The sequence below is a fragment of the Neisseria sp. HMSC070F02 genome (assembly GCF_001814225.1).
Classification (GTDB): Bacteria; Pseudomonadota; Gammaproteobacteria; order Burkholderiales; family Neisseriaceae; genus Neisseria; species Neisseria meningitidis.
This window is the reverse complement of sequence record NZ_KV815480.1, coordinates 28771-39660: the sequence shown is the minus strand read 5'-3', so window position 1 is coordinate 39660 and position 10890 is coordinate 28771. Positions and strand designations below refer to the sequence as shown.

Here is a 10890-nt window from a genome sequence, read left to right as displayed (position 1 = left end):
CTTGTCCTGATTTTTGTTAATCCACTATAAAATTATGTATGGCGTAAAGGAAGCGTTTTAACGCCGTATTGGGAAAATGTAAAGTTCTTTATCGGGATTTCTTTAAGTATTGGCGTTTTCGGTGTCGTGGCGGTAGAATCGGGGTCAGTTAAGAACAATTATCAGGAACGGATATGGAAGAAAAAAACGACTACACCGACGCGGCATCCGACAACCGCAACGGGCAGGAAATTGAAGTCGGAATTGCCGGCGCAGGCGACCGGATACTTGCCGCGCTGCTGAACCAATTGTTTACCTTTTTGGTTTTGTTGGTGCCGTTTGCCGGACTGATTGCTTTCGCCATCAAGAATGAAGGCAGGATTGGCGGCAGTGAGGAAATATTCGGGCTGCTTTTGGGCATGACTTCCTTTTGGGTAGGACTGGCGGGCATTTTGGTTTATACCGTCGTTCAAATCTACTATATGAGTCGGGACGGGCAGTCATTGGGTAAGAAGATCATGAGAATCAGGGTGTTGAAAACCGACGGCCGCAATCCGGGTTTTGTCGGCACGGTTTTGGTACGCGAAATCGCATGGTCGGTTTTGGTTGCCATTATTGCCGCCGTTATCGGTCTTGCAGTAGGTGACAACGGAGAAAACGCCATCAACCTGCTGGCATTCCTTGCCAACTTTGTCCTGCTCTTTATGGTCAAACGCGACCGCCGCACGCTTTACGACATACTGGCGGATACGGTTGTCGTCAAGCTGCCCAAATAAACGGACACGGCAAAATGCCGTCTGAAAGCCTTTCAGACGGCATTTTTATCTTCAGAACCGCTCAAGCATCGTGCAGTGAAGCCGCGTGCAGGGTGTTTTCCATCAATGTGGCAATCGTCATCGGACCCACGCCGCCGGGAACGGGCGTAATCATCGCCGCCCGTTCTTTTGCCGTTTCAAATTCCACGTCGCCGCACAGGCTGCCATCGTCCAAACGGTTGATGCCCACATCAATAACGACCGCGCCAGGTTTGATCCATTCGCCTTTGACAAAGTTCGGAATGCCTACGCCGACCACCAAAATATCGGCTCCGGCAACCTCGTCTGTCAGATTTTCGGTTGCGCTGTGGCAGACCGTTACCGTTGCGCGCGCCAGCAGCAGTTCCAAAGCCTGCGGGCGGCCGACGATATTCGACGCGCCGACCACGACCGCTTTTTTCCCCTTCGGATCAATGCCGTAAGCTTCCAAAAGCGTCATCACGCCCTTGGGCGTACACGGGCGCATCAGCGGCATTTTGACCGCCAGCCTGCCGACATTGTAAGGATGGAAGCCGTCCACGTCCTTATCCGGCGAAATACGTTCCAAAACCGCCTGGCTGTCGAGGTGCTTCGGCAGCGGTAGCTGAACCAGAATACCGTCCACTTCGGAATCGGCATTCAGGCGGTCGACCAGTGCCAGCAGTTCTTCCTGCGATGTTGATTCGGGCAGCTCGTAAGACAGTGATTTGATGCCGCATTTTTGGCAGGAGGTTTTCTTGTTGCGGACATAAACCGCGCTGGCAGGGTCGCCTCCGACCAAAACCACGGCCAGGCAAGGCGTGTGCAGATTGTTCTGTTGGCGTTGCGCCACCGCTTCGGCAACCGCCTGCAGGCGTTTTTGCGAAACTTCTTTACCATTGATCAGTTGTGCCGACATATCCGTCCTTTTGTTAAACAGGTAGAAAATGCTGAAAATTATCGCATTTTCCGTTTGTTTTTACAGCAGGATGCCGAAAATAAATTTGCCCTGAAATAAAATACGGCTGTTTGGACGGATTAAATATTTTTTCAAATCAAAAAACTATATTTTTCATCTTGGTGTCTTGAAAATAAATGTTGACGCATCTTTCCCTGAGTTGTATAGTTCGCTTCTTCAAGTCGGGGCGTAGCGCAGCCCGGTTAGCGCATCTGCTTTGGGAGCAGAGGGTCGTGAGTTCGAATCCCACCGCCCCGACCAATCAATCAGCACGAATCGGCATGAGCGCCCGTAGCTCAACCGGATAGAGCACCGACCTTCTAAGTCGGGGGTTACAGGTTCGATTCCTGTCGGGCGTGCCAAGAATTTGATTGAAAACCGTTTTTATGGTGGCTGTAGCTCAGTTGGTAGAGCCCCGGATTGTGATTCCGGTTGTCGTGGGTTCGAGCCCCATCAGCCACCCCAGATAAAGGCCCGTACTTTTCGGTACGGGTCTTTTCCCGTTTGCGCGTACTGTCCGCGCCGCCGGCTTTGCCTTTCGCATATGCTTCTGTATCATGTGGGTTTTTCTGTCTTTTATGGTTTTTGTCGGAGGCTTTGATGGTTGACGCTTGGTCTGTCCCTGATTTTGAATCGAAAATCTGTCCGCCCGAGGCATTGTCCGAACGGTTGGCTCGGTTGCCGCGCCCGCTGGTGTTTACCAACGGCTGTTTCGACATCCTCCACAGGGGGCACGTTACTTATCTGGCGCAGGCGCGTTCGGCAGGGGCGGCGTTGGTGCTGGCGTTGAATACCGATGCTTCGGTGCGGCGTTTGGGCAAGGACGGCGACCGCCCGATTAATCCTTTGGAGAACCGTGCCGCCGTTGCCGCCGCTTTGGAAAGTGTGGATTTGGTAACGTGGTTTGACGGGGATACGCCGGCGGCGTTGATTGAGGCGGTCAAACCTGAGATTTTGGTCAAGGGCGGCGATTGGGCTGCGGATAAGATTGTCGGTGCGGCAGAAACGTTGGCGCGCGGCGGTCAGGTGTTTTCAATTCCGTTTCTGCACCAGACTTCGACAACGAAGACTTTGGCAAAAATCCGTGCGGCAGAGGGCGGAAAATGACGGTTTTGAAGCTTTCGCACTGGCGGGTGTTGGCGGAGCTTGCCGACGGTTTGCCGCAACACGTCTCGCAACTGGCGCGTATGGCGGATATGAAGCCGCAGCAGCTCAACGGTTTTTGGCAGCAGATGCCGGCGCACATACGCGGGCTGTTGCGCCAACACGACGGCTATTGGCGGCTGGTGCGCCCATTGGCGGTTTTCGATGCCGAAGGTTTGCGCGAGCTGGGGGAAAGGTCGGGTTTTCAGACGGCATTGAAGCACGAGTGCGCGTCCAGCAACGACGAGATACTGGAATTGGCGCGGATTGCGCCGGACAAGGCGCACAAAACCATATGTGTGACCCACCTGCAAAGTAAGGGCAGGGGGCGGCAGGGGCGGAAGTGGTCGCACCGTTTGGGCGAGTGTCTGATGTTCAGTTTTGGCTGGGTGTTTGACCGGCCGCAGTATGAGTTGGGTTCGCTGTCGCCTGTTGCGGCAGTGGCGTGTCGGCGCGCCTTGTCGCGTTTAGGTTTGGATGTGCAGATTAAGTGGCCCAATGATTTGGTTGTCGGACGCGACAAATTGGGCGGCATTCTGATTGAAACGGTCAGGACGGGCGGCAAAACGGTTGCCGTGGTCGGTATCGGCATCAATTTTGTCCTGCCCAAGGAAGTAGAAAATGCCGTTTCCGTGCAATCGCTGTTTCAGACGGCATCGCGGCGGGGCAATGCCGATGCCGCCGTGCTGCTGGAAACGCTGTTGGTGGAACTGGACGCGGTGTTGTTGCAATATGCGCGGGACGGATTTGCGCCTTTTGTGGCGGAATATCAGGCTGCCAACCGCGACCACGGCAAGGCGGTATTGCTGTTGCGCGACGGCGAAACCGTGTTCGAAGGCACGGTTAAAGGCGTGGACGGACAAGGCGTTTTGCACTTGGAAACGGCAGAGGGCAAACAGACGGTCGTCAGCGGCGAAATCAGCCTGCGGCCCGACAACAGGCCGGTTTCCGTGCCGAAGCGGCGGGATTCGGAACGTTTTCTGCTGTTGGACGGCGGCAACAGCCGGCTCAAGTGGGCGTGGGTGGAAAACGGCACGTTCGCAACCGTCGGTAGCGCGCCGTACCGCGATTTGTCGCCTTTGGGCGCGGAGTGGGCGGAAAAGGCGGATGGAAATGTCCGCATCGTCGGTTGCGCCGTGTGCGGAGAATTCAAAAAGGCACAAGTGCAGGAACAGCTCGCCCGAAAAATCGAGTGGCTGCCGTCTTCCGCACAGGCTTTGGGCATACGCAACCACTACCGCCACCCCGAAGAACACGGTTCCGACCGCTGGTTCAACGCCTTGGGCAGCCGCCGCTTCAGCCGCAACGCCTGCGTCGTCGTCAGTTGCGGCACGGCGGTAACGGTTGACGCGCTCACCGATGACGGACATTATCTCGGGGGAACCATCATGCCCGGTTTCCACCTGATGAAAGAATCGCTCGCCGTCCGAACCGCCAACCTCAACCGGCACGCCGGTAAGCGTTATCCTTTCCCGACCACAACGGGCAATGCCGTCGCCAGCGGCATGATGGATGCGGTTTGCGGCTCGGTTATGATGATGCACGGGCGTTTGAAAGAAAAAACCGGGGCGGGCAAGCCTGTCGATGTCATCATTACCGGCGGCGGCGCGGCAAAAGTTGCCGAAGCCCTGCCGCCTGCATTTTTGGCGGAAAATACCGTGCGCGTGGCGGACAACCTCGTCATTCACGGGCTGCTGAACCTGATTGCCGCCGAAGGCGGGGAATCGGAACATACTTAAAAAATACACCCTTTTTCAACACGGGGCGGCATCCGTCCGAATCCGTCCGGATTCTGCCGCCCGACAGACTGCCGCCCAGGCGGGCGGGGTTTCAAACATTGAGGAAATTCTAATGAAATGGCTCTTCACCCTTTTGGCGGTACTCAATATTGCCGTATTCGGCGGCACGGTGGGCTATAAATTAGCCGTTAAAGCGACGGGCGGCGTGCCGGAAAACCGGGCCGTCGAAAACACGCCCCCCGCAACGCCCGCCGCCGACAATGCGGCGGCATCCGTGGAGGATACGGCGGCACTGCTCAAACCGGGCGACATCCTGACCGAAGAGCAGGCCGAGCAGTTGCGCTTGAAAAAGGAAGCGGAACAGAAAAAACTGAGGGAGAAAAAACAGCGTGAAGAAAAAGCCCGCCGCGAAAAACTCGCCGCCGAAAAGGCGCAGGCGGAACGCGAAAACGGCGCGGCGGATGCCTTATGCGCCGCGCAGGCAAGCCTCACGATGGACGAAGATGACTACCACCGCATCAAAGGACTTTTGGGCAAATGGTCGCACGTTGCCAGCAGGAGCGTCGAAAAACGCACCGCCAAAGCCAAACCTGCCGACAAAACCTACCGCGTCGTCCTGCCCGTTTCCGCCGATGCCGAAAATCAGGCGGCGGAGCTGTCTGCCAAAGGTTTCAACCCCATACCGTTTGACGGCGCATTGAGTTTGGGTGTCGGCAACAGCCGGGAAAACGCCCAAGCCCTGCAAAACCGGCTTGCCGGCGCCGGATTCGGCGGGGCGCATATTGTCGAACACTTTGCCGAAGCCGACAGGCAGGACGATTCTTTGAGCGTGTCGCGTATGACGGTTTTGTTTACCGGCGTGAATGCCGCCGATGCGGACGAAATTCGTAAAATCACGTCCCTATACGGCAAACTGAACCTCAAGTCTTGCAAATAGGCGCGAAAGCCGGACGATAAACGCCAAACCCACCGCGAAGGTGGGTTTGGCGTTTCGGTTTTGAGTATCTGATATATAAAAAGGGAATGTATGTCTCGTATATGCCGACTCCAAGTGTGAAAGTGATGATGGGGAAATATGGTGTTTAATGGTTCGGAACGGACGGCTTCCGAGTGGTTTTGATTATACGCTAATAATAATAATTATCAATAAAAATTTAAAAATAAATGCAGATTTTTTGTAATACGATGAAAAATAAACAAATTAACCTGTCCGCCGATGTTTGTGATTCGGGTCGGCAAACTTTCATTGTGTCGGACAAATCGGGGTCGGCAGTCATAGCTGAGGGCTTCGTGCCTGACGGAAATAAGGTTGCCCGTGTTTGAACATCCGTCCGATTGGGCGCGGACAGGGTTGTCATTCGGGGGTGTTTGAGCGTGGATTCGGGGATGCGAAAGCGGTAAAACCGTTGCGGATGAAGGCTTACGGACGGCTTTAGGTATTTTTAAGTGTATTCAAACAACAACAAAACGCTTCTTCTATTGCCGTATTTAGGGCTTGCGCGGCAGCCTGCACACCGTGGAGGCCGAGTGTTTCGTTGGTTGCGGCATCGGGACGGGCGGCAAGGTTTTCCGGCCGGTTTTTCCATTTTTTCCGACAAAGCCGTGATGCCGGGGAATGGCGGTTTGTCCGTTTCGGACCGCCGCCGTTTTGAGCCGCGATGCCGTCTGAACCGTTCAGACGGCATTTTTGCCGCCTTTTTCAATATTCCGCCGAATGCCAAAACGGCTGTCCGACTGTCGGCGTGCTGGCTTGCGCTTTGTCGCGTGCTTCGACCGGTTCGGCTTCAAATGCCAGCCGTCCGGATTCGACGGCGAGTGCGAAGGCGCGTGCCATATTGACCGGATCGCCGCTGCGGGAAACGGCAGTATTCAAAAGCACGCCGTCAAAACCCCATTCCATCACTTGTGCCGCCTGTGAGGGCAAACCCAAGCCCGCGTCGATAATCAGCGGCGTGTCGGGCAGGCGTTCGCGCAGGACGTTCAACGCGTAGGCGTGAACCGCGCCCAAACCCGTGCCGATCGGAGCCGCCCACGGCATTAACGCCTGACAGCCCGCGTCGAGCAGGCGGCGGCAGGCAATCAGGTCTTCGGTGCAATAAGGCAGCACTTTGAAGCCGTCTTTAATCAGGATTTCCGCCGCTTCGACAAGTTGGAACACATCCGGCTGCAAGGTGTCGTCGTCGCCGATGAGTTCGAGTTTAATCCAATCGGTTTCAAACACTTCGCGCGCCATTTGCGCCGTCGTTACCGCTTCCTGCACGCTTTGGCAGCCTGCCGTGTTCGGCAGGACGGGAACGCCGGTTTCTTGAAGCAGCGACCAAAACCCCTGACCGTGCGCCTCGCCGCCGCTTCCCGTGCGGCGCAGCGAGACGGTAATCATCGCGGGTTGGGCGATACGGACGGATTGTTTGAGGATTTCAGGGGTCGGGTAGGCAGCCGTGCCGAGCAGCAGCCGCGAGGGGAAAGTTTCTCCGTATAGGGTGAGCATAATGGGTTCCTTTGTTATAGTGGATTAACAAAAACCAGTACGGCGTTGCCTCGCCCTAGCTCAAAGAAAACGATTCTCTAAAGGTGCTAAGCACCAAGTGAATCGGTTCCGTACTATCCGTACTGTCTGCGGCTTCGTCGCCTTGTCCTGATTTAAAGTTAATCCACCATAACGTTGTTTTGGGGACAGGGGTCGTCTGAAAAGGCAAAACCGCCTAGCCGCCGACCACCGGCCGCACGATATCGATTTTGTCGTTTTCGTTTAAAACCGTTTCCGCATACGCGCCTTTGGGGACGAAAACGGTGTTGACCGCCACGGCAAAGGGCTTTTGCGGCGCGGTTTGGGCGATGAGGTCGGCAACGCTTGTGCCGTGAAGTTCGGCGGGTTCGCCGTTTAAGATGATGTTCATGGTTTCTCGATGTTTCTGTATTTATAGTGGATTAACAAAAACCAGTACGGCGTTGCCTCGCCCTAGCTCGAAGAGAACGATTCTCTAAAGGTGCTAAGCACCAAGTGAATCGGTTCCGTACTATCTGTACTGTCTGCGGCTTCGTTCGCCTTGTCCTGATTTTTGTTAATCCACTATATCTAGTCGAATTACTTTATTTTTTGATACGCAACCGGCCGGTTGCCGTCATTCCCGCGCAGGCGGGAATCCATTTTTGAAATTCGGAAACTGTTTTTCAAATGATGGTTTCTCAAGTTTTAAGGCGGATTCCCGCTTGCGCGGGAATGACGGAATTTGATGATATGCTACATTTAAAGTTAAGTATGTTTGCGATAACGGGCTAAGTTTTGCCTACACGGCAATTGAATTTTCTTCTTTCGGTTTTATCCATCCCACAAAGCCTGAAACGCTTTAACCACCGCTTCGGGATTTGCCGCTTCGGTTACGGCGCGGACGGCGGCGAGTGAGGAAACGCCGGTGGCGAGTACGGCTCGGGCGTTGTTCAAATCGATGCCGCCAATGGCGACGACGGGCGTGCTGCCTGCCTGTTTCACATATTCACGCAGTTTTTCCAAGCCTTGAGGGGCGGTGGGCATTTGTTTGGTCGTGGTCGGGAAAATCGCGCCGCTGGCGACGTAGCTGGGGTGCACGGACAGGGCGCGGTCGAGTTCGGCGACGGAGTGCGTACTCAAACCCAAACGCAAACCGGCAGCGGCAATGGCGGCGAGGTCGGCGGTGTCCATGTCTTCTTGTCCGAGATGCACGCCGTACGCGCCTGCTTCTATCGCTTCGCGCCAGTGGTCGTTGATGAAAAGCTGCGTACGGCTGCCACGGCAGGCTGCGGCGCAGCGGGCGATTTCGCGTTTCAATTCATCGCCGTGCAGGGCCTTGCAGCGCAGTTGCACCGTGTCGGCACCTGCTTCGACCATGCGCTCGACCCAATCGGCGGTGGGGACGACGGCGTAGAATTTGAGCGGGGATTTGAGTGGCAGGAAGGTCATGGGGTTCCTTTCAGACGGCTTTAATCTTGTCTTCGGATATACGCCAAACCGCTTTCTTCATCGCGTTCGGGTGCATCTTTTCCGTCAAACAGTGCCACTGCCAATCTGACGGCGGCGGCGGTTACGGCGGGGGAGATCATGAAACCGTGGCGGAAAAGGCCGTTGATTTCGATGAGGCGGCGTTTGCGGCTGTAGCGGATTTCGGGGTTGTGGTGGTTGAGCGTGGGGCGCAGGCCGGTGGCGATTTCGAGGATGTCGGCTTCGCCGAAGGCGGGGTGGACGGCATAGAGTGCGGACAAGAGTTCCAACCCTGAACGCACGCTGGCGGGGGCTTGGCTTTCGCTTTCGATTTGGGTCGCGCCGATGACGAAGACGTGGTTTTCTTTCGGGGCGATGTAGAGCGGATAACGCGGGTGCAGCAGGCGCACGGGGCGGTTGAGCGTGATTTCGGGTGTGTAAACCCGCGCCACTTCGCCGCGTATGCCGCGCAGGGTGCTGCCGTGTTCGGCAGAAGCATTCCACGCGGTTTTTGCGCCGTAGCCGCGGCAGTCGATCAGCCAGTCGTATTGGGCTTGCAGGTCTTCGGGGGCACATTCGTGTTCCCAATGGCAAGGGACGTTCAGTTCGTCCAAAGCGTCGGCAAGTGCAGACAATATTTGCCGCCCGTCGAGCTGGCCTTCGGTCGGCAGGTAGATGCCGTCTGAAAAACGTCCGCCGAGTTGCGGTTCGCGTTCGGCGATGTCGTCGGCGCGCCAACGGACGATTTCGTCATCCGCTACGCCGCCGCGTTTGAGATGGCGGACGAACTCGCTGGATAATGGCTTGTCCTGCCCGTGCCACACAATCAGGCTGCCGTTTTCCTGCATCATCGTGTGCGTGTTCAGACGGCATCGGATGCCGCGCCAAAGCGGGATGCTCTGCCTGCCCAGCCTGACCACTTCGGGCGTGGCTTCGACCGCTTCCGCCGCAGGCGCGAGCATGGCGGCGGCAACATAGGCGGCGGCGTGTTCGCCCCGGCGGCAGCCTTTATCGAAAAGTGCAATCTGATAACCTTGTTCTGCAAGCTGCAACGCGGTCAGCCTTCCCGAGAGGCCGCCGCCGAGGATGGCGATACGGGTCATGACGGGTTCCTTTGTAAAGATTGGGTTTTTTTAAAGAAAAGGCGTACCGATACGGTGGCAATGGCAACGGCAGACATTACGGGGGCGGTCAGACCGATGCTGCTTTCCCAGCCGGACGAGAGCAGGAAGCGGTAGAGGATGAAGCCCGCAAGCCACAGAACCAGTCCGGCAAAGTCAAAGCCTTCAATCTCCTCACGCCGTTTCAAGACGAAAAAGTCGGCAATCAAAACCGCCGCCATCGGCGCAAATACCGAGCCGATAAGCAGCAGGAAGTTTTCATATTCGGTAACGGGCAGCATGACGGCAAGTACCGTGCCGATCAGGGTAACGCCGACAGCGACGGGTGTTTCCGCAAAACGCGCGGAAATGTTGTTCGCACTCGCGCCGGCGGAATAGGCATCGAGAAACGTTGTGGTAACGGTGGAGAGGACGACCGCCAAAATGCCTGCCGCACCCAAACCTGCGCCCAGCAGGATTTTTGCCACGTCGGTTTCTCCGGTGAACAACGCCGCTGCCAAACCCAAGGCATACATCCAGCAGCCGGTCAGCGTGTAGGCGAGCGTTGCCGTCAGGGTTGCCGCAAACGGGCGGCGCGCGTGGCGCGTGTAGTCGGCGGCAAGCGGCAGCCAGGAAAGCGGCATCACGGCGGACAGCTCGACTGCCGTTCCGAAACTCATGCCGTCTGAAACCTGTGCGGCGGTGCTGCCTGCCGTGGAAAAGACTTCGGCACTCAGCCACAGAACCGCCAACAGCATCAGCAGCATCGAAACGGTTTTCAGCCCGCCTGTTTTGCGTGCGCCGAAAACCAGCCACAGCACAATCAGCGCGCCGTTTGCCAATGCCCACCAGACAAAAGATTCGCCGTCCCACAACACTTTGCCCAAAGCGGAGCTGACCGTTGCGCCGGCGTAAATCATCACCGCCGTCCAGCCGGCCAGTTGCAGCATATTCGCCACGGAAAACAGCACTGAACCGCGTTTGCCGAACGACAGGCGCACGCTTTCCATCGAGCTGCGTCCGGTCAGTGCGCCGATATACGCCGCCGCAAAAAACAGCGCGCCGCCGACGGCATGACCCAAAAGTAGAGCCGCCAGACCGCGTTGCCAGCCCAAAGGCGCAAGCAGCGTACCCGTGCTGATTTCGGCAATCGATACCGCCGCGCCGAACCAAATCAGCCCGATGGCGGCGGAAGATGAAGGAGAGGAGGCATTGCCCGACATATGACGTCCTTTAAAAAGAA

10 protein-coding genes and 3 tRNA genes are annotated in these 10890 nt (G+C 56.5%); 7 read left to right on the top strand and 6 right to left on the bottom strand.

The genetic code is table 11. The features are described 5' to 3' along the window. The first annotated feature begins 173 nt into the window (after positions 1 to 173). Positions 174 to 755, top strand: coding sequence for an RDD family protein (locus HMPREF2959_RS08905; RefSeq protein WP_002215045.1), 582 nt, complete (start codon positions 174 to 176; stop codon positions 753 to 755). Positions 756 to 816: 61 nt separating this feature from the next. Here HMPREF2959_RS08905 and folD read toward each other — a convergent pair whose 3' ends face one another. After that, positions 817 to 1671 carry a bifunctional methylenetetrahydrofolate dehydrogenase/methenyltetrahydrofolate cyclohydrolase FolD gene (gene folD / locus HMPREF2959_RS08900; protein WP_002243677.1) on the bottom strand — a complete coding sequence of 285 codons (855 nt, stop codon included), beginning with the start codon at positions 1669 to 1671 and terminating at the stop codon, positions 817 to 819. A gap of 222 nt (positions 1672 to 1893) precedes the next feature. Between folD and HMPREF2959_RS08895 the strand changes: the two genes are divergently transcribed. The 6 genes from HMPREF2959_RS08895 (at position 1894) to HMPREF2959_RS08870 (ending at position 5529) form a co-directional block, all read left to right on the top strand. After that, a tRNA-Pro gene (locus HMPREF2959_RS08895) sits at positions 1894 to 1971 on the top strand. Positions 1972 to 1995: 24 nt separating this feature from the next. Then, a tRNA-Arg gene (locus tag HMPREF2959_RS08890) sits at positions 1996 to 2072 on the top strand. A gap of 27 nt (positions 2073 to 2099) precedes the next feature. Then, positions 2100 to 2175, top strand: a tRNA-His gene (locus HMPREF2959_RS08885). Between the two features lie 135 nt (positions 2176 to 2310). Beyond that, positions 2311 to 2817, top strand: a complete 507-nt coding sequence (locus HMPREF2959_RS08880; protein ID WP_002224693.1) for an adenylyltransferase/cytidyltransferase family protein — start codon at positions 2311 to 2313, stop codon at positions 2815 to 2817. Beyond that, positions 2814 to 4592, top strand: a complete 1779-nt coding sequence (locus HMPREF2959_RS08875) for a bifunctional biotin--[acetyl-CoA-carboxylase] ligase/type III pantothenate kinase (protein ID WP_002243676.1) — start codon at positions 2814 to 2816, stop codon at positions 4590 to 4592. The genes HMPREF2959_RS08880 and HMPREF2959_RS08875 overlap by 4 nt, the downstream gene beginning before the upstream one ends. A gap of 112 nt (positions 4593 to 4704) precedes the next feature. Next, positions 4705 to 5529, top strand: a complete 825-nt coding sequence (locus HMPREF2959_RS08870; protein WP_002218202.1) for an SPOR domain-containing protein — start codon at positions 4705 to 4707, stop codon at positions 5527 to 5529. 762 nt (positions 5530 to 6291) lie between these two features. On the opposite strand, the gene HMPREF2959_RS08855 is transcribed toward HMPREF2959_RS08870, so the two are convergent. From HMPREF2959_RS08855 to cytX, 5 genes are all read right to left on the bottom strand, one after another. Beyond that, positions 6292 to 7080, bottom strand: a complete 789-nt coding sequence (locus tag HMPREF2959_RS08855) for a thiazole synthase (RefSeq protein WP_002243675.1) — start codon at positions 7078 to 7080, stop codon at positions 6292 to 6294. 214 nt (positions 7081 to 7294) lie between these two features. Continuing rightward, positions 7295 to 7489, bottom strand: a complete 195-nt coding sequence (gene thiS, locus HMPREF2959_RS08850; protein ID WP_002215032.1) for a sulfur carrier protein ThiS — start codon at positions 7487 to 7489, stop codon at positions 7295 to 7297. A 422-nt stretch (positions 7490 to 7911) separates the two neighbouring features. Next, positions 7912 to 8529, bottom strand: coding sequence for a thiamine phosphate synthase (thiE, locus tag HMPREF2959_RS08845; protein WP_002243674.1), 618 nt, complete (start codon positions 8527 to 8529; stop codon positions 7912 to 7914). Between the two features lie 20 nt (positions 8530 to 8549). After that, positions 8550 to 9650 (bottom strand): FAD-dependent oxidoreductase, encoded by a 1101-nt coding sequence (locus HMPREF2959_RS08840; protein ID WP_002215028.1) that lies wholly within the window; start codon positions 9648 to 9650, stop codon positions 8550 to 8552. After that, on the bottom strand, positions 9647 to 10870 hold the full coding sequence (gene cytX / locus HMPREF2959_RS08835; RefSeq protein ID WP_002215027.1) for a putative hydroxymethylpyrimidine transporter CytX: 1224 nt from the start codon (positions 10868 to 10870) through the stop codon (positions 9647 to 9649). The genes HMPREF2959_RS08840 and cytX overlap by 4 nt, the downstream gene beginning before the upstream one ends. Positions 10871 to 10890 lie beyond the last annotated feature (20 nt).